The 24,949-nt window shown below is 36.6% G+C and carries 17 protein-coding genes and 1 pseudogene; all 18 read left to right on the top strand.

Features of this window, described 5'->3' with window-relative positions; translation table 11 throughout:
- Positions 1–10 precede the first annotated feature (10 nt).
- The 18 genes and pseudogenes from ATHE_RS10650 to secA all read left to right on the top strand — a co-directional run bounded on the left by ATHE_RS10650 (position 11) and on the right by secA (position 24,921).
- Positions 11–5,506 (top strand): Ig-like domain-containing protein, encoded by a 5,496-nt coding sequence (locus tag ATHE_RS10650; RefSeq protein ID WP_015908467.1) that lies wholly within the window; start codon positions 11–13, stop codon positions 5,504–5,506.
- Positions 5,481–6,074 (top strand): hypothetical protein, encoded by a 594-nt coding sequence (locus ATHE_RS10645; RefSeq protein ID WP_015908466.1) that lies wholly within the window; start codon positions 5,481–5,483, stop codon positions 6,072–6,074. The genes ATHE_RS10650 and ATHE_RS10645 overlap by 26 nt, the downstream gene beginning before the upstream one ends.
- Positions 6,075–6,295: 221 nt before the next feature.
- Positions 6,296–7,219 (top strand): carbohydrate kinase family protein, encoded by a 924-nt coding sequence (locus tag ATHE_RS10640; protein ID WP_015908465.1) that lies wholly within the window; start codon positions 6,296–6,298, stop codon positions 7,217–7,219.
- Positions 7,220–7,262: 43 nt separating this feature from the next.
- A complete protein-coding gene (locus tag ATHE_RS10635) occupies positions 7,263–7,532 on the top strand; it encodes an ACT domain-containing protein (RefSeq protein ID WP_013412665.1) in 270 nt (89 codons plus the stop codon).
- Positions 7,533–7,563: 31 nt separating this feature from the next.
- Positions 7,564–8,922 carry a PFL family protein gene (locus ATHE_RS10630; RefSeq protein ID WP_015908464.1) on the top strand — a complete coding sequence of 453 codons (1,359 nt, stop codon included), beginning with the start codon at positions 7,564–7,566 and terminating at the stop codon, positions 8,920–8,922.
- A gap of 24 nt (positions 8,923–8,946) precedes the next feature.
- Positions 8,947–9,783, top strand: coding sequence for a diaminopimelate epimerase (gene dapF / locus ATHE_RS10625; protein ID WP_015908463.1), 837 nt, complete (start codon positions 8,947–8,949; stop codon positions 9,781–9,783).
- Between the two features lie 654 nt (positions 9,784–10,437).
- Positions 10,438–10,608 (top strand): hypothetical protein, encoded by a 171-nt coding sequence (locus tag ATHE_RS14650; protein ID WP_156046820.1) that lies wholly within the window; start codon positions 10,438–10,440, stop codon positions 10,606–10,608.
- Positions 10,609–10,958: 350 nt separating this feature from the next.
- Positions 10,959–13,049, top strand: coding sequence for a WG repeat-containing protein (locus ATHE_RS10615; RefSeq protein WP_015908462.1), 2,091 nt, complete (start codon positions 10,959–10,961; stop codon positions 13,047–13,049).
- A complete protein-coding gene (locus ATHE_RS10610; RefSeq protein ID WP_015908461.1) occupies positions 13,039–13,308 on the top strand; it encodes a hypothetical protein in 270 nt (89 codons plus the stop codon). The genes ATHE_RS10615 and ATHE_RS10610 overlap by 11 nt, the downstream gene beginning before the upstream one ends.
- 57 nt (positions 13,309–13,365) lie before the next feature.
- Positions 13,366–13,602: a preprotein translocase subunit SecG gene (secG, locus tag ATHE_RS10605; protein ID WP_015908460.1), complete on the top strand. Its 237-nt coding sequence runs from the start codon at positions 13,366–13,368 to the stop codon at positions 13,600–13,602.
- A gap of 144 nt (positions 13,603–13,746) precedes the next feature.
- A pseudogene (locus ATHE_RS10600) lies at positions 13,747–14,357 on the top strand (IS607-like element ISCbe1 family transposase).
- Entirely contained in the window at positions 14,323–15,861 is a 1,539-nt protein-coding gene (locus ATHE_RS10595; RefSeq protein ID WP_015908459.1) for an IS200/IS605 family accessory protein TnpB-related protein, read from the top strand. Before ATHE_RS10600 ends, ATHE_RS10595 begins: the two are co-directional and overlap by 35 nt.
- A gap of 74 nt (positions 15,862–15,935) precedes the next feature.
- Positions 15,936–16,493 carry an HDIG domain-containing metalloprotein gene (locus ATHE_RS10590; RefSeq protein WP_015908458.1) on the top strand — a complete coding sequence of 186 codons (558 nt, stop codon included), beginning with the start codon at positions 15,936–15,938 and terminating at the stop codon, positions 16,491–16,493.
- Between the two features lie 26 nt (positions 16,494–16,519).
- Positions 16,520–18,670, top strand: a complete 2,151-nt coding sequence (gene rnr, locus ATHE_RS10585) for a ribonuclease R (protein WP_015908457.1) — start codon at positions 16,520–16,522, stop codon at positions 18,668–18,670.
- A gap of 17 nt (positions 18,671–18,687) precedes the next feature.
- Entirely contained in the window at positions 18,688–20,292 is a 1,605-nt protein-coding gene (gene dnaX / locus ATHE_RS10580) for a DNA polymerase III subunit gamma/tau (RefSeq protein ID WP_015908456.1), read from the top strand.
- A gap of 14 nt (positions 20,293–20,306) precedes the next feature.
- Complete coding sequence (locus tag ATHE_RS10575) at positions 20,307–21,389, top strand: DUF362 domain-containing protein (RefSeq protein WP_015908455.1); 1,083 nt, start codon at positions 20,307–20,309, stop codon at positions 21,387–21,389.
- Positions 21,390–21,673: 284 nt separating this feature from the next.
- Positions 21,674–22,219 carry a ribosome hibernation-promoting factor, HPF/YfiA family gene (hpf, locus tag ATHE_RS10570; protein ID WP_015908454.1) on the top strand — a complete coding sequence of 182 codons (546 nt, stop codon included), beginning with the start codon at positions 21,674–21,676 and terminating at the stop codon, positions 22,217–22,219.
- Between the two features lie 155 nt (positions 22,220–22,374).
- Positions 22,375–24,921: a preprotein translocase subunit SecA gene (secA, locus tag ATHE_RS10565; protein WP_015908453.1), complete on the top strand. Its 2,547-nt coding sequence runs from the start codon at positions 22,375–22,377 to the stop codon at positions 24,919–24,921.
- Positions 24,922–24,949 lie beyond the last annotated feature (28 nt).

The raw sequence follows: 24,949 nt of genomic DNA, 5'->3' as shown, positions 1-24,949 counted from the left end.
GGTATAGAGGATGCCAAAAAGAGTAATATCTTTTGTTATGCTTTTGTCTTTTTTAATTTCAATTTTTCTTTCCTATCAAGCTTTTTCGTATTCAGATAAAGTTCTAAAAGACATTTCAATATTTGTGACAAAAGTTGAGAGGCTTGACAATAACCAGTATAAAGCAACATGGGGATATGAAAATCCGAATAAGAGTACAATAATGCTTCCGAAAGGGCACTCTAAACTATTTGGCGATATCAAAAGAGGTGACTGTATTTACAGATTTGAACCGGGGAAACATGCAACTGCTTTTTCAACATTATTTACTGGTGACAGGGTGATTTGGGAGATAAAAAACATTTCGGGAAAAGAAAAAAGGGCTATAGCTTACAAAGAGGCTGCAAATTTAGATTTTAACTCTTCTCTTATATCTATTAATTTTCAGCCGTATATAAAAGGACAAAATAATATTTTAACAGAAGGTTTTATACCAGACAGTGGTGAAGTTTTTTCAAATCAATTCGGGCTTGATTTTGGATTTGAAAAGAAGGCGAAAACCTTCAGGGATAATGCTTGCAAAGACCCTCTTGTTTGTACCGGCGTGATATTAGAACATAACAATAAATGGCAGATAAAACTTCCCAATGGAGCTTATGATGTTGTAATAAGTGTGGGGAGTGCAAATAAGGACACATGTAACACAGTTATTGTGGAAGGGCAGGAGTTCTGTTTAAATTTGAAACTCAAAAGAGGTGAATTTCAGCAGATAAAAAAGAAAGTAATTTTAAATGATGAATACCTTACACTCAGCACATCTTTTCACGGTAATTCAAAAACAGTTTTAAATTACATACAGATATTCTCAAAAAAAGTTTGTAGCATCAGCTTAGAGCCGAAGGAAATGGAAATTGAAATAGGTGAGAGTTTATATTTATTTGCTAAAGTTATTCCAGAGTGGGCGGATAATCAAGAAGTAATTTTTAGCAGCGAAAACCCTTCAATTGCCGAAGTAGACCAAAAAGGTATGGTAACAGGAGTTGCAGCCGGAACCACAAATATAATTGCACAAACTAAGGATGGAGGATATAAGGCTGTATGTAAAGTCACTGTTGTAGAGTCTGGTGTGCCATATCAGATTTCTTTTGCAAAGACTCGTTTGGATGTAGAGATTGGCAAAAGCAGAAAGATAGAATATATAATTGAACCTGTAGGGTATAAAGGCAAGATTGAGTGGATTAGCTTAAATCCTGATATTGCTGAGGTGGACTCACAGGGCAATGTAAAAGGAGTTTCAGTAGGAGAGACAAGGGTTAAGGCAAATCTGCCTGAGACAGGAAGTTTTGATGTTTGCAGGATTGTTGTCCACGACAAGTATCCTTATCCATTTGTTCTTATGGCAGACAGTGTCTATGGAGATGTTTATCTTGAGTGGGATGAAGTTTGCAATGCTGAATATTATGTTGTAAAGAGAAAAGCAGAAACTGAAGAGAATTACAAAGAAATAGCAAAGACAAAAAATACAAGTTTTGTAGATACAACATGTTATGAAGATGGCAGATATTATTACGTGGTGTATGCTTACAACAGCTTTGGAGAGAGTCATTCAAACGAAGAAATAGTAGATGTTCGCAACCTCGACAGCGATTTTGATGGCATAAATGACAAAAAAGAGAGCATGCAGGGTTTGAACCCCAAAGTGCAGGATAGTGACCGAGATGGGCTTGAAGATAGTTATGAAGCAGAGCTTGGCACAAATCCACTTTCTAAGGATTCTGATAATGACGGACTGAGTGATTATTTTGAACTTGAAATTTCGAAAACAGACCCACTCATTTCTGATTCTGACAGTGATGGCATTATTGATTCCAAAGAAGATTTTGACAATGATAAGCTTGATAATTTGTCTGAAGAAAAAACTTTTACATCTCCAATTTTTGCAGACACAGATTTTGATGGAATTAGTGATTATGATGAAATATTTATCTCAAAAACAAATCCAATAAAAGTAGATACTGACGAAGATGGTTTGTTTGATAAAACAGAAGTAGATAGTGGTTTAAATCCACTTAGCAAAGACAGTGACGGCAATGGCGTAATTGATGGAGAAGAAAGTATCTACCAAGTTGTATCAGGCGAAAGGCTAAGAAGTGTTAATCAAAATGAACAGGTTGTCTTTGGACTCAAGATAAAAGCAAAGGGTGAAATAGTCAACAGTGTTGTTGTCCAAAAAGTTTACAATTCATCCACATTTTTTGCAAATGGCTTTATAGTAGGAGAACCTGTTAAAATTGAATGTTTTGAACCGTTTGAAATAGCCCAGCTTCAATTTAGGTTAAATGACACTGTTTTAGAGGGAGGTCAGCTGAGCCATTTTGCGGTTGTGTGCTATGATACCAAAGGTGGCAAGTTTAGCTTACCAAAGGCAACATATAATGAGAGTTCAAAAACTATTACTGTTGAAACAAATCATTTCAGTGTATACTATCTTATAAATCTTAAGAAGTATTTAGATATAACTGGCTTAAAAAGTGGGACTGTTTCACCTTCCGGGCAGGCTGATATTGTGTTTGTTATAGACACAACAGGTTCAATGTCAGACGAAATAGATGCTGTCAAGCAAAACATTAACAATTTTGTAGATAAGCTAAAAACAAAAGATATTAGTGTAAATTTAGGGCTTGTAACATACAAAGATATAACATGTGATGGTCTAAATTCAACAGTAGGTCATGGATTTTTCTCATCAGCAGATGACTTCAAAAATGCACTCGGAAGTATAAAAGTTGATGGTGGTGGCGATACACCTGAGACGCTGATTGATGCACTTGAAACGGCAAGGTTGCTTGGCTTTAGAGAAAACAGCACAAAATTCATAGTTGTTTTAACAGATGCCAACTACAAGCTTGAGAACAGGTTTGGAATAAAGTCAGCAGATGAGATAATAGAAAGACTCAAAAGTGATAATATTATTGTTTCAGTTGTAAGTCCTACGTCGTTTGAAGGATTGTATTCTGCTTTTTCCAGCCAAACAAAAGGTATTTTTGCAGACATCTATTCCGACTTTTCTTCAACACTTGAAAAGTTAATTGATTTAGCAAACCAATATGTCAATGATGGCAGCTGGATTGTTTTGTCCAATCTGGATATAATCAAACTTAAAAAAGCACCAGATTTAAACGACAGTGTTACCGACACTGATGGAGATGGACTTGCTGACTCTGAAGAGCTAAAGAACTCCCAGAAAATAACACTGGAACTTCCGTGGGGTGGATTGCTGGAAAATTTAGAAATTTGGGATTTTGTGAGCTATCCAACCAAAGTTGATAGTGATGAGGATGGACTTTCAGATTACGGTGAGGTGCTTAAATACAAAACATCTCCTATCGATTTTGATACCGACTGCGACCTTTTGAGCGATCTTGAGGAAATAGAAGCAGGGACAAATCCGGTTGTTGTTGATAGCGATGAAGATGGTTTGAGTGATAGTGTTGAGTTTTATCTATTTTCCGGTGATGAAGCTTTTGATCCTAACACTGAAACAACTTTGTGGGGATGTGACTATGAAGAAGCAGTCCTCTATTTAAGAGAAGAGCTTCCGCTTTATGTGAAAAGAAACACAGTTGAGGATGTAATCTTAACAACAACATGCTCTCTTTACAAAAAGCAGCAAACTTTAAATAATTCCAGAAAAAGAAGCAAAGTTACAATGTTGAATAAAAACATAGTTTTTTGCTCAAGAAATGATGAAAAACTTCTGATTGAACCGGATGAAGAGTTAATAATTTGTGAGGGCTCAACCATTTATGTTAACAGCAAATACCCTGAATTGTTTAAAGTTTACGGCTCCTTAAAAATAGGTGGACCTAACAAAAAAACTTATGTGAAAATAGGAAATCCAAATAATTCATTAAAGTCTAATACACTCAAAGCAATTAGAGAATATACTTCAAGAATGACCATTTTTGCGGTAGTAGCCCCAATGGAGTGTGGTAACCAACCCAGATGCGAAATTACGAATATAGAGCTTTCTTCATTTGCGGGTTTTTTAAGCATAGGACACAAGGGATATGTTAAGATAGATGGTTGCACACTCAAGAATGTGAAGACGGGTATATATGTAAGTCCGGTTTGTTCTCCGCAGGGTTCCCAGCTTTTGGTTTCAAATACCACATTCCATAGCTGCTCAACAGCCGGGCTGTGGCTTTGCGCAAATATCAAACCTGTCAGGATAAATAAGAGCATATTTTATAGTGCCCCTGTTATAGTTGACAGCAAGGATGCAAATTTGAGGTTTGATGAATGTATATTCGAAAACTGCAATAACAGCAAAGATGAACCGGCATTTAGAACACTGCAAAGAGGCTCAAAAAACATTCTATTTTTATCCTGTGCATTTAGAAACAATAGCATTGGAATACATGCTTATTATCACAAAACAATAGTATTTATAAATGATTGTGTATTTGAAGGGCACAAATATTGCTCAATTTTACGCCAAGTAAGTCCTAAGGTTATTGTAGATAGACATACACGGTTTTTAGAAACCATAGAGCCTATCGTAAAATTTGAGGGAGCATCAACAAGCGAAACTCTATTTTCAGCTATTTTAGGATTATTAGATCCTTGTGGTATTAAAGATATCATAGAAATATTAGCAGGCGAAGACATCATAACTGGCGAAGAGATTCCAGGTATCGAGAAAGTTGAAAGGTTACTGTTTTTAACTTTAAATGCTAATGATATAAGAAGAGCAGATGATATTGAAAAGTGGCTTAAATATTTGGATGAAATAGAGAAAAATTCAAGTAAAGAATTCAGGGACTCTGTTGCGAAATATTCACCTGAGTTTGCCGAAAAAATTTGCAGGAAATTGTCGAATTTTGAAATATCAGTAGCAGGAAGACTGTATGATAAGATAGGGGAATTTTTTACCCAGGGATTAAATATCTATATAGACTCACATTACAAAAAGCTGATGGAATTATCAGAAGAGTATGGCAGAGAGGCAGTTTATTTGAGCATTCACGAGGGGTTGGAGAATGCCGAAAGAAGACTGGCTATGATTTCTAATAATACAAGAGAGATAAAAAATAAAGAAGATTTAGTATATTTTATAAATAGCAGCAATGAGCTGGCAAAGTCGTTGGGTGTGAGTGCTTTCAAAGAATCCAACTATCGAGATTGTTTGTATAAATATCTGGGTATAGATAACATAAAGGATTTGGCAAACAAGGCATATCAAGTTCACCACATATTTCCACAGAGTTTATTTGGGGAAGGTGGTCGTTATGAACTGATATTTAAAAAAGCGGGGTTGAATGTCCACGATGTGAGGTTTTTAGGGCTGTGGGATGCAAAGAACCATTTGAAGAAAAGTTATGATTATAATAGAGAATGGTTAGAGGAAATGAGGAAGTTGCTGAGAAAACATGGAGATCGGATAGAGGATATTGATATAATTGAAGTGATAGAAAAAGGAAGGGAGATAGCGGATAGATATGGGTTCACAAGGGTTAGATTTTAGTTTTTATGACAATTTTTATCATCTTATACCTGATTGGCGCTCAATGCAAGTAGAAATGCGACAGGAAGATTATATAAGTGGTAAATGTTTAGAGATATTAAGACGAGGGCATGAGATTGTGGAAAAAGAAGGTGCGATAGAGTTTTGGAGGATAAGGAATAAAGGGTTATCAGATGTTCTTACCACAGGAAGTGAAATACTGATAGTGTCGAGCAGGGTGATAGAGATTTTGGAGAGGTATGGGTTTACGGGGTGGAGGAAATTTAAGGTAGTGATAAAGGATAAGAAGAAGGGTGTAATAAGCGAAGGTTACTGGGGAATAAGTGTTGTGAGTAATATATTGAGAAGCAGATGGGATTTATATCGCGAGATAGTAGAGGAGAGGCTGGATGGGACTAAGAAGATAAGGAGGTTTGGATGGTATTTTGAGCCTGAGGACTGGGACGGCAGTGATTTTAACCTGCTTGATGGTATATCTTTAATAGTTACAAAGAGGGTAAAGGATGTGTTTGAGAAGGAGAAGGTAAAGAATATAAGTATTAAGAGTGTGCATGATATAAGTGTTTAATGATATTGAGGACTTTTGAGAGGGGCAGAAGAGCCCCTTATTTTTTAATATGCTATAAAAAATTTTGACACTTCTTCTGTAAAGAACTTTTAAAAAGTATGCTTAAGAGTATATTAAAAGGTTTCTCACAAGGTTTATTTATCCCTCTATATCTTATTCACTTGTGAATATTAAATGTTCTATAATAATGTTATACTCAAAGAAAAGGGGGCTATTGGTTTTTGAAAGTTGTCTGCTACGGAGAGGTTTTAATAGATTTTTTGAATGTAAAAGATAACCTGTTTGAAGCAAACCCGGGCGGTGCTCCTGCAAATGTGGCAGCAGCAGTTGCAAAGTTTGGAGGGAAATCCCATTTAATCTCACAGGTTGGAAATGATATGTTTGGAAAAATGATTATAGATAGCCTTTCTACCTGTGGTGTTGATATTTCAAATATTAAAATGACAGATGAGTATTTTACAACTCTTGCGTTTGTAAAGCTTGACAGCCGTGGTGAGAGATCTTTTTCCTTCTCAAGAAAACATGGTGCAGATGTTTACTTAAAGGTAGAGGATATTGATGTTAATGTTATAAAATCAGCTGATATATTTCACTTTGGCTCGCTTTCAATGACATATGAACAAAACAAAAGAACCACCTTTGAGCTTTTAAAGATTGCAAGACAAAGTGGCAGCACAATCTCATATGACCCAAATTACCGAAGTAGCCTGTGGGAAAGCCAAAAAAAGGCTTTGGATACCATGATTGAGCCTGTTGAAAATGGGTTTGTTGATATTCTGAAGATGTCTGAGGAAGAGGTTTTGCTATATGAAAAGGATGTAAATAACTTTTATAATAGAATAAAAGACAAGGTAAAGATTTTTCTTGTAACATTTGGCGAAAAGGGTAGCATGGTTTTCTTTAAGGGAAAGTCATATTTTGTTGATACAATAAAAGTTGATGTGGTTGACACAACTGGTTGTGGAGACTGTTTTGTTGGTATGGTTTTGTATGAAATTTCAAAATCTTTGCCAATTGAAAATTTATCAGAAGATGAAATTGTTAAAATTGTAAGAAAGGCAAACATAGCAGGGGCTCTGTGTGCGACCAAAAAAGGTGCTATTCCCGCAATTCCTGAGTACAGTTGGGTTTTAGAAAGGCTTTGAAGTCCAAAAAACTTTATTATAAAAACTTTTGGGGGAAAGAATGATGAGAGCAATAATAACGGTTGTTGGTAAAGATAAGGTTGGTATAATTGCGGCAATCTCGAGCTTACTTGCCCAGAACAATGTAAATATACTTGATATAAGCCAGACGATCATGCAAGGATTTTTTACGATGATAATGCTTGTTGACCTTAAAGATTGCAAATTGAAGTTTTCTGAACTGAAAGATCTTCTCATAAAAAAAGGAGAGGAAATAGGCGTTGATGTAAATATGCAGCACGAAGACCTTTTCAATAGCATAAACAGAATATAATAATTTTTCTTTTTGAGGAGATGAAAGCAGAATGTTCACATCACAGGAGATAATTGAAACTATCAATATGGTAAAGCAAAGCAATTTGGATATTCGAACAATCACAGTAGGGATAAGCCTTTTTGATTGTAGCTCTGACATTCCACAGAGGTTTATTGATAACATGAGAAAAAAGATTATAAAATATGCGGGGAATCTTAAAAATGTAGCAAATGAGATAGAAGATATGTTTGGGCTTCCGATTGTCAACAAAAGGGTAGCTCTTACACCTATTTCTCTTTTGACCTTTTCTTATTCATATGAAGATCTCATAGAAGTTGCGCTTGCCATTGATGAGATTGCCAAAGAGCTTGAGGTTGATCTGATAGGTGGTTACTCTGCGGCTGTTCACAAAAACTATGATGAAAATACTAAAAAATTCATATCTTCTATCCCAGATGCATTGGCCTCAACAGATAGACTATGTTCTTCGGTTGACGTTGGCACAACAAGGTCGGGTATTAACCTTGATGTGATTGCCCATCTTGGGTTTATAATAAAAGATATTGCACAAAAAACAAAGGACAAAGACAGTTTCGGCTGCGCAAGGTTTGTTGTGTTTGCAAACGCACCAGATGATAATCCATTTATGGCAGGTGCGTTTCATGGGACAGGCGAGGGAGATTGCTGTATAAATGTGGGAATCTCAGGTCCTGGTGTTGTGAAAAGAGCATTGGAAGAGAAGAAAGATGCTTCAATTGATGAGATTTATGAGACAATAAAAAAGATGGCATTTAAAATAACAAGGGCTGGTCAACTTGTTTTGCAGTATGCAAGCAAAAAGCTTCAAATTCCAGCCGGGATTGTAGACCTGTCTTTAGCGCCAACACCAAAAGTTGGTGATAGCATTGCAGAGATACTTGAAGAGATAGGAGTTGAGAAGGTAGGCGGGTATGGCACTACATTTGCTTTAGCGCTTTTGAATGATGCTGTAAAAAAGGGTGGTGCTATGGCGGCAAGTTTCACAGGTGGACTTTCTGGCGCGTTTATACCTGTATCAGAAGACTCTGGAATGGTAAAAGGGGTTGAAAGTGGAACACTTTCATTGGAAAAACTAGAAGCTATGACAAGTGTATGTTCTGTCGGGCTTGACATGATAGTTGTGCCGGGCGATGTAGAAGCTGAAGTTATCTCTGCTATGATTGCAGATGAGATTGCAATTGGTGTTTACAACAACAAAACAACAGCTGTGCGTGTGATTCCTGCATACGGCAAAAAGGAAGGCGACGAGGTTAACTTTGGTGGGCTTTTGGGAGGTTCAAAGGTGATGAAAATAAATAGAAGCTCACCAAAAAGGTTGATTGAACGTGGAGGAAGAGTTCCACCACCTATAATTTCGCTTAGAAACTAAAAATTTTGAAAAGGAGGTACAAAAATGCTTTTTTCTAAGATGCACGGGCTTGGCAATGACTTTATTGTGATAGATGCAAGGGGTAAAGAAGATATAGATTATAACTTGCTTGCAAAAAAGATGTGTCATCGCCATATTGGTGTTGGAGCAGATGGGATATTGCTTGTTTTAGATTCGAAGCTTGCTGATATCAGGATGAGAATTATAAACTCAGACGGGTCTGAAGCTGAGATGTGTGGAAATGGAATCAGGTGTTTTGCAAAGTATGTATTTGAAAGGGGAATTGTAAAATCTACTAAATTCAAAGTTGAAACATTGGCAGGAATAATTGAACCTGAGCTTTTTGTAAACGAATATGGACTTGTTGATAAAGTTAAAGTGAATATGGGAAAGCCCAGCTTTAAAAGAGAAGATATACCAATGCAAGGCGACCCAAAAAGTGATGCCATAAATACATCTATTGTAGTTGATGGCAATGAATACAGAATTACATCTCTTTTGATGGGTGTTCCTCACACTATTTTGTTTGTTGACGATTTAGAAAAGGTAGACATTTATACTTTAGGTCCTAAAATAGAAAAGCATGAGGTATTTCCAAGAAAAACAAATGTCAATTTTGTTCAGGTGATTGACAAGAATAATATAAAAGTGAGAACTTGGGAAAGAGGTGCAGGGGCTACATTTGCATGCGGTACTGGTTCTTGTGCTTCTGTGATAGCAGCAAACTTAAATGGCTATGCGGAAAGAAAAGCAAGTGTCCACCTTTATTTTGGAATTCTTGAAATAGAGTGGCAAGATGACGGTATAGTTTTTATGACAGGACCTGCCGAGGAGGTTTTTGTTGGGGAATATTTGGATTAAAGATAATTTTTTGGAAATTACAAGACAAAAAGCTCCCTGTACTTGGCTGTATGTAAGATATAAATAAAAGCTAATGCCAAGAAAGGGAGCTTTTTTATGTGTTAATATTGAACATATAAAGTATTCCTTTTTCTGCATCGTAGATTGCCAAATAAAAATCATATGAATAAAGGTTGTCAAGAATTTTAATATCAAGGTTTTCATAATCTATAAGCTTTGCTGTTGAAACCGATCTGTTACCAACTGCTCTCCAAAATCCTTTGGAAATTTTAAGAAGACAAACTTTTTTGCAAATCCTACTTACCCTTAATTTTATTTCTGAAATATCAGAAAAAGCAGAGTTTTATTCTGTTCATATGAAATGCCTTTACAAGTTAAGAAAGCATGTTCTTTTTAACAAGCGCCGCCTTGTGAGCAAAAATAGCATGATTGAAAAGGCAAGAAGTAAGTTCAGATGGATACTTTTAAAGCTGCCAAAGTCTTAGAAATTAATATTTACTTAACAAGAAGAGAACTTACGCCGCCCAAAATGGAAAAATTGAGTTTTTCAGCATTAGAAAATGTATTAACAGTATAACTCAGATCTACAATTAACATTATAAATTGGAAAATAAAATTATTGACTAATCTCTCTGGTTGTGGATAGATTTAAATTTGGAGAGTTTTGTAACAATTACAAGTGAGACAGAAACTTTGAAGATTGAATATCTGAAATATTTTATCAAAGCAGAAGAGAGACTTAAAAGAGTGCAGAGGCAATTGTCAAGGAAGAAAGAAGATCCCAAAAACTGGGGAAGTAAGAGAATGACTTTCAAAGGAGCATGAGTATAGGCAGAAAGGTCATTTCCATTTTCTAAGATATGTAGTAATAAAAACGGAAACATCAGCAAAGAACTAAAGTTGAAAGATAGAATATGGAAATGTCCGAAATGTGGAACTTGTCCATGATAAGAATGAAAATGTAGCAAAGAATCTATGAAGCTATGGAATTTTTCGTATAAGCAATAAGTAGGATGAACTGCCCGAATTTACGCTTATAGAGAGTGGAGTTCTATTACTGAGGATTTTCTCATCAATAGCAAGTCTGGTAGATGAAGTAGGATGCCTTCACCTCTTTAGGTGAATGGTAGTTCACAGCACACATAAAAAATAAATGGAGAGGAGTGTAGTTTTGCATGTTTTTAAAAAGAATTCAAGATAATATTTTGTACAAATCAAGATTGATTTTAATTATAGCAATTGTAATTTTGTTGTTAACTGAATTTAAAGTTGCTTTTGCAAACATTGAAATTGAAAGATTTCCAGTTAAGAAATTTGTTTATATTCACCCTCAATTTACCGAAGTTAAATATTTAGATTGGGTACATGGTGATTGGTCAAGAGACTATGAAATAAGGGTTTTGGTTAAAAAAGATGGTAAATGGGGTATTTTTTTAAAAAAAGCAAGAGTACTTGTGAAACCTCAATTCGATGAAATAGAACAGCTAAGCACCGGGTTTAAGGTAAAGAAAAACGAAAAATGGGGATTTATTGATAATACAGTGAAGGTATTAGTTGAACCTGTATTTGATGATGTCTATGATATATACAACGGTCTTTTAAAAATAAAAGTTGGCAATAAGTTTGGTTTTGTAAATGAAAATGGTAAGATTGAAATTGAGCCCAAGTTTGAAGACGCTAAATATTTTATTGGAAACATGGCTCCTGTAAAACAAAACGGGAAATGGGGCATAATTGATAAAACTGGAAGGTTTATTGCTGAACCTATGTATGATGAATGTGTTATACCAAATTTACCTCCATATGACAAAATAATTATAATTTCAAAAGATGAAAAATATGGTTATGTTTCAGCTGCTGGGACTACAGTTGTTCAGCCACAGTTTGAAGAAGTAGAACTACTAAATGAGAACTTGGTTGCAATAAAAAAAGAAGGAAAAATCGGGTTTGCAGATATAAGTGGAAAAATTCTCATTAATCCAGAGTATGATAAATACTATTCTATTGTTGGAGGATCTGATAATATACGAATAATAGCAGTATCTAAAAATAATCACATTGGTGCTGTTTCTATGACTGGACATGTTATGTTTGAACCTGCTTATGAAGATATCTCAGTTGTTTCAAAGAATATATTGATCGCAAAGAAAAACGGAAAATGGGGATTTATAACTTTCGACGGTAAGGTGAAGGTTGATTTTAAGTATGATGAGTTTGAACGGTTGATAGATAAAAACTTTATATTAATTAAAAAAGGAAAAAAGGTTGGGGTTGCAAATTTGAATGGTGAAATTATTGCTGAGCCTCAATATGATTATGTCGGTGACCCCTTTTTGGGTCCGACTAAAAAAGATGCTTTGATGACAGGCTCGAAAGGAAAAAGAGGAATTATTTACAACAAAATTGTTGTTCCTCCTCAATTTGATGTCATTAAATTTTGTTCAACCTCTAAAAATGCTACTATATTAACTGCTGTAAAAAAAGATGGTAAGTGGACTTATATAAATAAATATGGGAAACTTATTACTCAACCTCAGTTTGACAGTGTAGACGAATATTTTTATTCTGGTGTAGCAAAGATTATAGAAAACAACAAAATTGGATTTATAAATGAAAATGGTAAAATTATAACCAAACCACAGTTTGATGGTGTTACACCATTTGATGACTGTGGGTTTGCAGGAGTTAATCAAAAAGGTAAGTGGGGCTTCATTGATAAAAGCGGAAAGCTCATTATAAAACCTCAGTTTGAAGAAATATCTAATTTTACAGCGGATGGTTTGGCAAGAATAAAGCTAAAAGGTAAATGGGGGTACATTGAAAAAGGTGGGAAAGTTATAATCAAACCTAAGTTTAATCAATTGGGTATTTTCAAAGAAGGGTTAGCTCCTGCAAAACTTGGTGGGAAATGTGGTTATATAGACAGGAAAGGTAATTTTGCAATTAAACCGCAATATGAAGATGCATTGTATTTTGTTGGTGATACTGCTGCTGTCAAACTGAATGGCAAATGGGGTTTTATTGATAAAAAAGGCAGGTTTAAAATAAAACCTCAATATGATGAAGTGATAAACGTTTATATTATGGGATATAAGGATTTAAGAGTTATAATTAAAAACAACAGAACTGGACTAATTGATTCGAAAGGAAATATTCTAATTGATCCAAATTTCGAATCAATAGAAGGTGGTAATTTACAGTTTTTAGGTTATGTACTTTTAAAATCAACAGACAATAAGTACGGTTTTTTGCTTGATGAAGAATAAAATATCTGAATTAATCATTTTGATTGAATTTTTTTCAGCTTGTGATATAATTTTAATATGGTTTTTATGGCTTTTTGCAGGGAAGGTGAATGTATTGAAAGTCTTTTATGTTAAGATTGAATACAAAGATGGAAAAAAGGTAGAAGATATCTTTCTTACAAACGCTAAGGCAAAAGAGATGTGTGATTTACTTTTAGGTGAGGACAAAGAGGGAGCTATCAAACTTGTTGAGACAAAGTGCAGAGAAGTGGATTTATAAATTTAACCTGTAAATCTTACAAGTCAATACAAATTTTTTAGGAGGTTTTAAAACACAATGGCAAAGATAATATTAACCGTGTTGGAACTTCTTTTAGCAATTGCACTTATAATTGTTGTGCTTTTGCAGTCTGGCAAGAGTGCAGGACTTTCTGGTTCAATTGCAGGTGGAGCTGAAACATTTTTTGGAAAGTACAAGGGAAGAACTCTTGATGCTATGCTTGGAAGATACACATGGATAATTGCAGCAGCGTTCTTTATTGTATCAATAGTTTTGTTCTTTGTAATAAAGTAAAACCTGAGGTTGAATGTCAACCTTGGGTTTTTATTTTAACCATAAATGTTCACAATATCTTACAAAATGCTTAATACAAAAGGAGGTCACAACAGTTGAAAATAACAATGCAAAAAAGGTATAATTTTGACCAGGTGATATTGAATGTTGCTAAGTGTGCAAAAAGTTAAAAAGATATATTCTATCTGCCGAAGAACACTAATAAACTGGGAGAAGGAAGGGTTAATAACACCTCTCAGGACACCGAAGGGAAGGAGAAGGTATAAAAAAGAAGACATAGAAAAACTACTTGGCATGATAAAGGAAAAACCAAAACCAACCGTTGTTTTGTATGCAAGAGTCTCCACTAAAAAGCAAGAAGAGTACCTTAAAAACCAAATTAGAAGACTTGAAGAATATGCCAAGTCTCTCAAGGTTGGCAGTATGAAGTTATATCTGAAATAGCCAGCAAAGTAGATGAAAACAGGAGAGGACTATTAAAACTTTTGAACAGAATCAAAAGAGGAGAAGTTACAAAAGTTGTAATAGAGTATCCAGACAGACTTGCAAGGTTTGGATTTAAATATCTTAAGTTTTTCATGGAGAGCTTTGGGGTAGAACTGGTAGTGTTAAATGGCAGAGAAAATGAAGAAGATATAAACAGAGAACTGGCAGAGGACTTAATAGCGATAGTAACATCTTTTGCAGCGAGGATTTATGGACAAAGAGGTGCTAAAAGACATGGTAACAGTTCAGGCGAAGTTAGTGTTCGATAGAGAGGAAGACAAAAAGGCAGTATTAGATCTTATGAGAAGATGGTCCTCTTGTATGAGGTATGCATATAAGAGACTACTGGAAAGGCATAAAAGGAATGAACTCAAAAGAGAGCTGCAAGGAATTTTTAATCTTAATTCCCGATACGTTGATGATGCAATAATGAAAGCAAACAGTGTTTTAAACTTATGCAAAGGAAGAGGAGAAAATCCTGAAAAGGTCATTTTTGGTGGTAGGCAACTTTTTGAAAAACTAAAGAGGCGGCACATAAACGGCAAGGTATATAGGAAACTTCAACGAGAGTGGCAGGAGAAGAGGAAGGGGAATCTGTACTCAAGAGGAGACAGGAGCAAGAAAGGTAATCTCAATACAAGGATTGAGATAGACGGGAACTTCACAAAACTCAGGATTAACGTAGGAAAAAGAGAGTACGTATATGCGACGATACAAGCTGGATGGAAGATGAAAGGTAAGACATACATGGATAGGAACCTACTGCTACAAGCAATAAGCAGCTTTAGTGGACCTTATTCTGTAGAACTGAAACTCAAAAACGGTGTAGTATATGCCTACTTCACCGTTGAAGAAGTTTTCCCCAAGCCTGCGATAACGAGAGCAAATGGAGTTATAGGGATAGACACTAACGCATATCCAAAGAATGTTGCATGGGCAGAAACAGATGAGTACGGACAGTTTCTAGGATATGGCAGAATACCACTTGAGAAGCTTGAGAGTGGAAGCTCAAGCAAGAGAGAGTATTACAGGTGGCAGTATGCACACATGATAGTACAAATGGCGAAAGAGAAGCAAAAAGCGATAGTGATTGAGAACCTTAGCATACAGGACAGGGGCAGAAGAGGCGACTTTTCAGGTAGAAAATCAAGACGGATAAGGCACTATTTTGGAAGCAGATTACTTTTGGAGAAGGTAAAACTTCTGGCAAAACGGGAAGGAGTAGAGGTTATAGAAGTAGACCCGGCGTATACTTCTGTGATAGGGATGTTGAAGTATGCACCGCAGTATATGGTGAGCAAGGATATTGCGGCAGCGTATGTAATAGCGCGAAGAGGACTTGGTTTGAGAGAAAGGATACCGCACAATTATATGCTGCTTCTTAGTAGGCTTGATGTAAACAACCTGGAAGAGCTAAAAGAGTATGTAAGGAAGGTAGTCAAGAACAAACATCTGAGGAAAAAACAACTCAAAACGATAGATAGAGCGATAAAGTTTTTACAAAGCTCTGGGAGTGAGCCAGGGAGGCTATCCGTGCCTCTGGATGGAACAAGCGCGGGTAGTCGTGGCAAAAAACACAATCCCTGGCGAGTTCTCAGGGTAGCGGTGGTAACGCCACTCTCCCCTGACAGAGTCCTGCGTGATATGTCTGTCTTGAAATCGCTTTTGATTTCAGGGCAAGTGGGGAAGACCTGTAAGGGCGTAAGTTCCTGTTTCTTGGGGCAGGGGCTATGGCTTTCCCAAATACCGCCTGCTGGGGCTGGGAAAGCCTGAAAGGCGGACTACAAATACCCCAGCCGCCAATACTGTGCAATTTTGCACAGTTTGGTTGACCAGGAAAGTTTTGAATGAGTGTTGCACGTGAAATTGCACTTGAGGAGCTCAAAAAGAGAATAAAGACACAAAATTTACTGAAACATTGTCTGGCTTGTGAGGCTATCATGCGCGAGCTTGCATGCTATTTTGAACAGGATATGGACAAGTGGGGGATTTGTGGGCTTGTTCATGATATAGATTATGAAGATACCAAAAATGACCCTAATGCACACAGCTTAGTTGGTGCAAAAATTTTGGAGGATTTGGGGTTTGACAAGGACATTGTGTATGCTGTGAAGGTTCACAACGACGCACATGGTCTTCCAAGACTTTCACTTTTGGATAAAGCTCTTTACTGTGTTGACCCAACTTCAGGTTTTATTGTTGCAGGTGCGCTGATTCTACCATCAAAAAAACTTTCGGATGTGACAGTGCCGTTTTTATTAAACAGATTTAATGAAAAAAGCTTTGCAAAGGGTGCAAACAGAGAACAGATGAAAGCATGTTCTGAACTTGGACTTGAACTTGAAGAATTTTTGGGAATAGCCCTTAAAGCTATGCAAAAAATATCTAATGATCTTGGATTGTAAATTTAGAAAAAGGATGTGATAGTCCCTTGAAAAAAATTAAATTTGAAGAGAAAAAACAGGAGGTTTTAAATCTTTTTCAGGAAGAAAGTTATCATCCCATGACCTTTTCAGAAATCCTTGAGATTTTGAACTGGCAAGAAAAAGATGAAAAGCTTCTCAGGAAGATATTAGAAGAATTAGAACAAGAGGGCAAGATTGTAAAGACGAAGCGTGGCAGGTTTGGTCTTGCCGAAGAGATGAACTTGTTTGCTGGAGTGCTTGAGGTAAATCCGCGCGGCTATGGTTTTCTGATTCCTGACAATCCAAATGTTCCAGATATTTATATTTCACCTGAGAACATGAATGGTGCTATGCATGGAGACAGAGTGCTTGTCAAGGCACTTTCTGCTGTTCCTGTTGAGGGTAAAAAAATTGAAGGATATGTTGAGAGAATTTTACAAAGGAGTATTACAAAAGTTGTTGGAAGGTATGAGGATAGCAAAAACTTTGGTTTTGTTATTCCAGATGACCAGAGGATAACATATGATATCTATATTCCAAAGAGCGGTAAGAATAAAGCAAAGACAGGTCAGAAGGTTGTTGTTGAGATTACAAGGTATCCTGAAAAAAGAAGAAATCCTGAAGGGAAAATTGTTGAGATTTTGGGGTATGAAAATGCCAAAGGTGTTGACATTCTCTCAATAATCAAGAAATATGAACTTGACGAGGAATTTCCGAAAGAGGTATTAAAAGAAGTTGAGAATATTCCTGATGAAGTGACAGAAGAGGATTTAGAAGGAAGGGTTGACCTGCGCAACTTAACAATCTTTACAATCGATGGTGAAGATGCAAAAGACTTTGACGATGCAGTGTCTATCAAAAAACTTCCAAATGGGAACTATCTTTTAGGTGTTCATATTGCAGATGTGAGCCACTATGTAAAACCAAACACCCATCTTGACAAGGAAGCTTACAGGCGCGGAACGTCTGTGTATCTTGTTGACAGAGTCATCCCAATGCTTCCGTTTAAGCTTTCAAATGGTATCTGTTCACTTAATCCCAATGTTGACAGGTTGACGTTTTCAGTTATGATGGAGATTGATAAGCAAGGAAATGTTGTAAAACATGATATATTTGAAAGTGTTATAAGAAGCAAAGAGAGAATGACCTATACAAATGTTACAAAGATTCTTAAAGAAGAGGACAAGGAGCTTTTGAAAAGGTATGAACATATAAGAGAAGACTTAGAGCTAATGCGCGAGCTTGCACTTATCCTGCGAGAAAAGAGAATGAAAAGAGGGGCTTTGGACTTTGATTTTGACGAGACAAAAGTCATACTGGACAAAAACGGCAAACCTATAGATGTTGTTCGATATGAGCTTACAATCTCTAATAAAATAATTGAAGAGTTTATGTTGATTTGTAATGAAACAGTTGCAAATCATTTTTACTGGTTAAATGTTCCGTTTTTGTACAGGGTTCATGAAGAACCTGATATTGAAAAGATTTATCAATTTGCAGAGTTCATATACAATATGGGGTATGTTCTAAAAGGTATTTCAAACAAGGTACATCCCAAAGCTTTGCAGGCGGTTTTAGAGCAAAGCCGTGGAACACCAGAAGAAAGGGTCATTCATACTTTGTGTTTGAGGTCGCTAAAAAAAGCCAGATACTGTGAAGAAAATCTTGGCCACTTTGGCCTTTCTACAGAATACTATTGTCACTTTACCTCTCCAATTAGAAGGTATCCTGACCTTGTCATCCACAGAATTATGAAAGATGTATTAAAAGGTAAAATGACAGAGAAGAAGGCTCAAAAATTAAAACTTAAAATGCCAGAGATTGCAAAGTGGACGTCACAGAGAGAAAGAGTTGCAGAAGAAGCAGAAAGGGAAACAATTGACCTCAAGAAGGTTGAATTTATGCAGGACAAGATTGGTCAGGTCTTTGAAGGAATTATTTCGAATGTCACGCCTTTTGGATTTTTTGTAGAGCTTGAAAATACAATAGAAGGCCTAGTAAGAGTCAGCACTTTAGAAGATGATTATTATGTCTTTAATGAAAAAACTTACCAGCTAATAGGCGAGAAGTCCAAAAAGGTATACAAGATAGGTGACAGGGTAAAAGTAATGCTCATTGACGCCAATGTCCCGCTAAGACAAATTGAGTTTTCTGTTGTTGAGAAACTCAAAATGTAGAAAAAAGGGTGATAAGTATGCACATAGCACTTTACAGGAAATATAGGCCTAAGGTGTTTGAAGATGTTGTTGCACAAGAGCATATAACAAGGACTTTAAAAAATCAAATAAAACAGGACAAAGTAGCTCACGCATACATCTTTTGCGGCCCGAGAGGCACTGGCAAGACAACAACTGCAAAAATAATGTCAAGAGCTGTGAACTGTTTGAATCCCAAGGATGGGAATCCGTGCAACGAATGTGAGATATGCAGAAGCATCTTGGATGAAAAGACGCTTGATGTTTTGGAGATTGACGCTGCATCAAACACAAGTGTCAACGACGTGAGGCAAATCAGGGACGAGGTCAGGTACCCACCTTCTGTTTGCAAAAAGAAGGTATATATAATAGACGAGGTGCACATGCTCTCAACAGGGGCTTTCAACGCGCTTTTAAAAACCCTTGAAGAGCCCCCCTCCCATGCACTTTTTATTCTGGCAACCACAGATATTCAAAAAGTACCTGCAACCATTCTTTCAAGATGTCAGAGGTTTGATTTTAAAAGGATTTCTGTAAAGGACATATATGAAAGGCTCAAAAAGATTGTTCAGATGGAAAATATATCAATTGACGATAATGCCCTGTATTTGATCTCACAAAAGGCAGAAGGTGCTCTGAGGGATGCTTTGACCATATTAGAAAGGTGCATGAATACATCTGATGAACATATAACCTACAAGTTTGTTGCAAACCTTTTAGGTGTTACATCAACCGAGATAGTGAAAGAATATATTGCTGCTATTGTAGAAAATGATTCCAACAAAGGACTCAAAGTTATAAATAGGCTTTGGGATGAAGGAATGGATGTAAATACTTTTTTAGAAGAAGCTGTGAAGCTTTTGAGAAGTGCACTGATTTTACGACTTGGTGCAAAAGATGTTTTGGTTGACATGCTTGAAAGTGATAAAGATTTTGTCATTAACATATCAAACCTTGTTGATTCAAACAGACTTGTTTCAATCATAAAGATGCTTATTGACACTGCCAACCAGATACGCTGGACAAGATTTCCAAAGGTTTTGCTTGAGATAAATACAATAAAACTTTGCGATAGCCAGTTTGACACCTCATTTGAAACGCTCATTGAAAGAGTTCGAAAACTTGAGACAAAGCTTTCTCAGCTTGCCGAAAATCCCAAGGCTTTTGAAGCCATGAAACTTGACAAGGCTCAATCTACAAAACAAGAGCAAAAGATCTCGCATATAGCTGACAAAAGCGCAGAAGGTGTGGACAGCAATGCATCTTTTTCATGGTCTGAGATTTTGAGCAGGTGGCAGGAAATAAAAGAGGCTATCAAGGAGGAAAAGCCGGGACTTTCGCATGTTCTTCAAAATGCCAGCCTGAGGTTAGAAAATGGTGTGAAGGTATGTTTTAAGCAGGAAGATAGTGTGTTTGCAGAGGTTTTGAGCAGAAACATGGAGTATTTTAAGTCAATTCTAAAGAGGATTGTGGGGTATGAAGGTGAGGTCTCTGTTGATGTTGAAAAGCAAGAGCCATTTAAAGAAAATACTGTGTCTGACCAAGAGATAATAAACAAGCTCAAGGACATCTTCCCTGACACAGAGATTACTATAAAAGAGTGAAAGGAAGAAAAAATATGAATAACAACATTTACATTATCTACGGTAAAGATGCTAAATCTATGACAAAACAGCTTCTTGAGTATGCCGATGTGAAAAGTTATATTCCTCAGGGGAGCAAAATTGCTATAAAACCCAACTTGGTTGTTGCAAAGCCGTATACCTCAGGTGCTACAACAAATCCACATATTGTTGAAGGAATCATAGAGTACTTGAGGGAAAATGGGTTTGAAAACATTGCAATTTTAGAGGGTGCATGGCTTGGCGCTTCCACAAAAAGGGCGTTTGAAGTTTGTGGGTATACTGAGATTGCAAAAAAATACGGTGTAAAGCTTATTGACACAAAAGACGATAGGCCTTTGAAGATAAATGTTGATGGGTTTGAGCTGAACATTTGTACCCAGGTCTATAGCTACGACTTTTTAATAAACGTTCCACTTTTGAAAGGGCACTGCCAGACACAACTTACCTGTGCTTTGAAAAATCTCAAAGGGCTTATTCCTGACAGTGAAAAGAGAAGGTTTCACACACTTGGTCTTCACAAACCAATTGCATACTTGAACAAAGCAATAAAAACGCATCTTGTAGTGGTAGACAGTATTATGCCAGACCCTGACTTTGAAGAGGGAGGAAATCCTGTTGAGAAGGATTTTATAGCCCTTGGCTTTGACCCAGTTTTGATAGACAGCTTTGCCGCCGAGCATTTGGGTTACAACCCATATGACATTGAATACATAAGATTAGCAGAAAAATTAGGTGTTGGGAAAGCAGGTGAGTATAATCTCATAGAAATAAATTCTGATAAAAAACCTACAGGAGTTTCAAAAAGGTCTTCAATTGTTTCAAGATACACAAAATATATTGAAGAAAAAGACGCATGTTCTGTATGTTATGCAAACCTCATAAGTGCTCTTATGAGGTTAGACGAGCAGGGGGTTTTAAAAAGACTTTCGAAAAAACTCTACATTGGACAAGGCTATAAAGGGAAAGTTATGGATGGAATAGGAATTGGGAGCTGTACAAGCGATTTTAATATATGCAAACAGGGATGTCCTCCAAAGTCAAACGAGATTGTTGAATTTTTAAAACAGAATTTATAGTAAATACTCATACTCAAGGGCACATGCATGTAATAGAAGATGTATGTGTCCTTTTTGTTTAAAAAATAGAAAGGGACTTTTCAACAACCAGAGACACTTGGGAAATAACATATCCACAGAGTTATCCACATTATCCACAGCTTATTTTTAAACAGAATGGATATTTGCTTATTGTGAATTGTGGATAATTTTGTGGAAAAAATTTTTGTGTAAATAAGTCGAAATTGGTGGTATATATATAATATCAAAACAAAACTTTCTACATAGAAAGGATGGTCAATATGATGAACTTTATTATCAGTGGTAAAAACATAGAAGTAACTGATGCACTAAAAGAGAGGATTGAAAAAAAACTTTCAAAACTTGAGAGGTATATAAAACTAAATACAGATGTTCATGTAACTTTGAGTGTTGAAAAGATTTCACATATAGTTGAAGTGACAATACCATTTCATGGAATGATTTTGAGAGCTGAAGAGAGAAGCAACGATATGTACAGTGCCATAGATTTGGTAGTTGACACCTTGGAAAGACAAATTAGAAAGTTCAAAACAAAGATAGCAAAAAGGGCAAAAGACGCAGAGTCTTTGCGATACATGACATTTGAATTGGAAGAACCTGAAAAAGAGGTTCAAGAAGAAAATAGTGAGTTTAGAATTGCTAAAACAAAGAGGTTTCCAATAAAGCCAATGAGTGTTGAAGAGGCTATTTTGCAAATGAATTTACTTGGTCATAACTTCTTTGTATTTTTGAATCAAGATACAGATAAGGTAAATGTTGTATATAGAAGAAACGACGGCGCGTATGGTTTAATTGAACCTGAATATTAAAACTTTTTTAACAAAAGAAAAAAAATTAGAGCATCACTGCCCCCGCTCAAAGACGTTTTGTCTTTGAGCGGATTTTTGTTTGAATATGCATTCAAGAAGTGATAAAATAATTATTTGAAATGTCCAAAAAATTTTCAAAAATCGAGGGTGGAAAAATGTTAAAGATAATTGAAAAGCTTATAGGTAGCTACAGTGAAAGAGAGATAAAAAAAATCTTGCCAATAGTTGACAAAATAGAGTCGCTTGCACCAGAGTATGAAAGATTAACAGATGCAGAGCTGAGGCAAAAGACAGATATATTCAAACAGAGGCTAAAAAACGGCGAAACTTTGGACGATATCCTGCCAGAAGCGTTTGCAGCTGTGAGAGAGGCTGCTTGGCGGACTTTAAAGATGCGTCACTTTAGAGTTCAGCTTATTGGTGGAATAGTTCTTCACCAGGGCAGGATTGCAGAGATGAAAACTGGTGAAGGTAAAACCCTTGTGGCAACTCTACCTGCGTACTTGAACGCATTAGAGGGCAAGGGTGTTCATATAGTAACTGTCAATGACTACTTGGCAAAAAGAGACGCAGAGTGGATGGGACCTATTTACAATTTCTTGGGGCTTTCTGTTGGTGTTATAGTCCATGGACTTAGTCATGAAGAGAGGAAAAAAGCATACAATTGTGATATTACCTATGGTACAAATAACGAGTTTGGGTTTGATTACTTGCGAGACAACATGGCAATTTACAAAGAAGAACTTGTGCAAAGAGAGTTAAACTATGCAATAATCGACGAGGTTGACTCAATCTTGATTGATGAGGCAAGAACGCCTCTTATAATCTCAGGTCCTGCTGAGAAATCAACAGACCTTTACAAAAGAGCTGACAATTTTGTAAGAAGACTAAAACCTCTTTATTATAACAGTGATGATGACAAACAAATGCCTGATACAAACGGCTATGACTATATAGTAAACGAGAAAAGACACACAGTTTCGCTCACAGAAGAGGGTATCAAGAAGGCCGAGAAATATTTTGGTGTTACAAACTTGGCTGACCCGGAAAATGCAACGCTTCATCATCATATTATCCAAGCACTAAAAGCTCACGCGCTCATGAAAAGAGACAGGGACTATGTTGTAAAAGATGGGCAGGTAATAATCGTTGATGAGTTTACAGGAAGATTGATGTACGGACGAAGGTTTTCGGAGGGGCTTCACCAGGCCATTGAAGCAAAAGAAGGTGTGAGGATAGAAAGAGAGAGCAAAACTTTGGCAACAATAACTTTTCAGAACTATTTCAGGCTGTACAAAAAACTTGCTGGTATGACAGGTACTGCAAAAACTGAAGAGCAGGAGTTTAGAGAAATCTATAAGCTTGATGTTATAGAAATTCCAACTCATAAACCAATGATAAGAATTGACCACCCGGACAAGGTTTACAAGACAGAAAAGGCAAAGTTTGAAGCAATTGTTCAGGAGATTGTTGAGACTCATAAGAAAGGCCAGCCTGTTTTGGTTGGTACAGTGTCAATTGAGAAGTCTGAGATGCTGAGCGAGATGCTCAAAAAACATGGTATAAAACATGAAGTTTTAAATGCGAAACACCACGAAAAAGAGGCAATGATAATTGCAAAGGCTGGTCAAAGAGGTGCTGTAACAATTGCAACCAACATGGCAGGCCGTGGAACAGACATTGTTTTGGGCGAGGGTGTTGCTGAGCTTGGCGGGCTCAAAGTAATTGGCACAGAGAGGCATGAGAGCAGGCGAATAGACAACCAGCTTCGTGGAAGAGCCGGCCGTCAGGGTGACCCTGGTGAATCAAGGTTCTATGTATCATTGGAAGACGATTTAATGAGACTTTTTGGTTCAGAGAGGATTAAAAATCTTGTTGAATCGCTGGGCTTGCCTGATGACCAGCCAATTGAACATAAGCTCTTGTCTGATGCAATTGAAAAGGCACAAAAGAGGGTTGAGGCACGAAACTTCGAGATACGAAAACATCTTTTGCAGTTTGACGATGTTTTGAACAAGCAAAGAGAGATAATATACTCACAAAGGCGCAAGGTTTTAGAAGGTGAGAACTTAAGAGACTCTATCTTGGGCATGATAGATGAGCTTGTGGATTACAAGATAAAAGTTTATACAGGTGAAAGTCCTCATCCTGAAGACTGGGATATAAAAGGTCTTTTGCAGGATTTGAAGTTTATATTCTTGGACAGTGAGCTTTATGAGCAGGATGCAAAAAATATGACAAAACAGGAGCTAAAAGAAAAGCTCATCTCAATTGCAAAAGAAAAATATGAGAAGAAAGAACAAGAAATTGGCGAGCTTATGCGTGAGCTTGAAAGGGTTGTGCTTTTGCGAGTTGTTGACATGCACTGGATGGAACACATAGATGCAGTGGAACAGCTGAGAGAAGGCATATCTCTTCGCGCAATTGGCCAAAAAGACCCAATAGTTGAGTTTAGGTTCGAAGCGTTTGAGATGTTTGATGAGATGATAAAGAGAATTCAGGAGGACACAATAAAGATTATACTTCATGCAAATGTTGAAAATATGCCTCAGAGAGAAAGAGTTGCAAAAGAAATGTATGAAAATGCGCCATCAGACACGCCTGTAAGAAAACCTGTTGTGAAAACACAGAAGGTTGGGAGAAACGATCCATGTCCTTGCGGGAGCGGCAAAAAATACAAAAAATGCTGTGGCGCAGTTTAATTCATAAATATATCTTATAGGAAGGAGT

Origin of the sequence: Caldicellulosiruptor bescii DSM 6725, assembly GCF_000022325.1 — a bacterium.
GTDB classification, from domain to species: domain Bacteria; phylum Bacillota; class Thermoanaerobacteria; order Caldicellulosiruptorales; family Caldicellulosiruptoraceae; genus Caldicellulosiruptor; species Caldicellulosiruptor bescii.
The sequence above is the reverse complement of the archived record's forward strand: the minus strand, read 5'-3'. Positions and strand labels throughout refer to the sequence as shown.

Coding starts and splice junctions, on each gene's coding strand:
- ATHE_RS10650 (WP_015908467.1), top strand. CDS start 11: ATGCCAAAAAGAGTAATATCTTTTGTTATGCTTTTGTCTTTTTTAATT.
- ATHE_RS10645 (WP_015908466.1), top strand. CDS start 5,481: ATGGGTTCACAAGGGTTAGATTTTAGTTTTTATGACAATTTTTATCAT.
- ATHE_RS10635 (WP_013412665.1), top strand. CDS start 7,263: ATGAGAGCAATAATAACGGTTGTTGGTAAAGATAAGGTTGGTATAATT.
- ATHE_RS10630 (WP_015908464.1), top strand. CDS start 7,564: ATGTTCACATCACAGGAGATAATTGAAACTATCAATATGGTAAAGCAA.
- dapF (WP_015908463.1), top strand. CDS start 8,947: ATGCTTTTTTCTAAGATGCACGGGCTTGGCAATGACTTTATTGTGATA.
- ATHE_RS10615 (WP_015908462.1), top strand. CDS start 10,959: ATGTTTTTAAAAAGAATTCAAGATAATATTTTGTACAAATCAAGATTG.
- ATHE_RS10610 (WP_015908461.1), top strand. CDS start 13,039: ATGAAGAATAAAATATCTGAATTAATCATTTTGATTGAATTTTTTTCA.
- secG (WP_015908460.1), top strand. CDS start 13,366: ATGGCAAAGATAATATTAACCGTGTTGGAACTTCTTTTAGCAATTGCA.
- ATHE_RS10595 (WP_015908459.1), top strand. CDS start 14,323: ATGGTAACAGTTCAGGCGAAGTTAGTGTTCGATAGAGAGGAAGACAAA.
- ATHE_RS10590 (WP_015908458.1), top strand. CDS start 15,936: ATGAGTGTTGCACGTGAAATTGCACTTGAGGAGCTCAAAAAGAGAATA.
- dnaX (WP_015908456.1), top strand. CDS start 18,688: ATGCACATAGCACTTTACAGGAAATATAGGCCTAAGGTGTTTGAAGAT.
- ATHE_RS10575 (WP_015908455.1), top strand. CDS start 20,307: ATGAATAACAACATTTACATTATCTACGGTAAAGATGCTAAATCTATG.
- hpf (WP_015908454.1), top strand. CDS start 21,674: ATGAACTTTATTATCAGTGGTAAAAACATAGAAGTAACTGATGCACTA.
- secA (WP_015908453.1), top strand. CDS start 22,375: ATGTTAAAGATAATTGAAAAGCTTATAGGTAGCTACAGTGAAAGAGAG.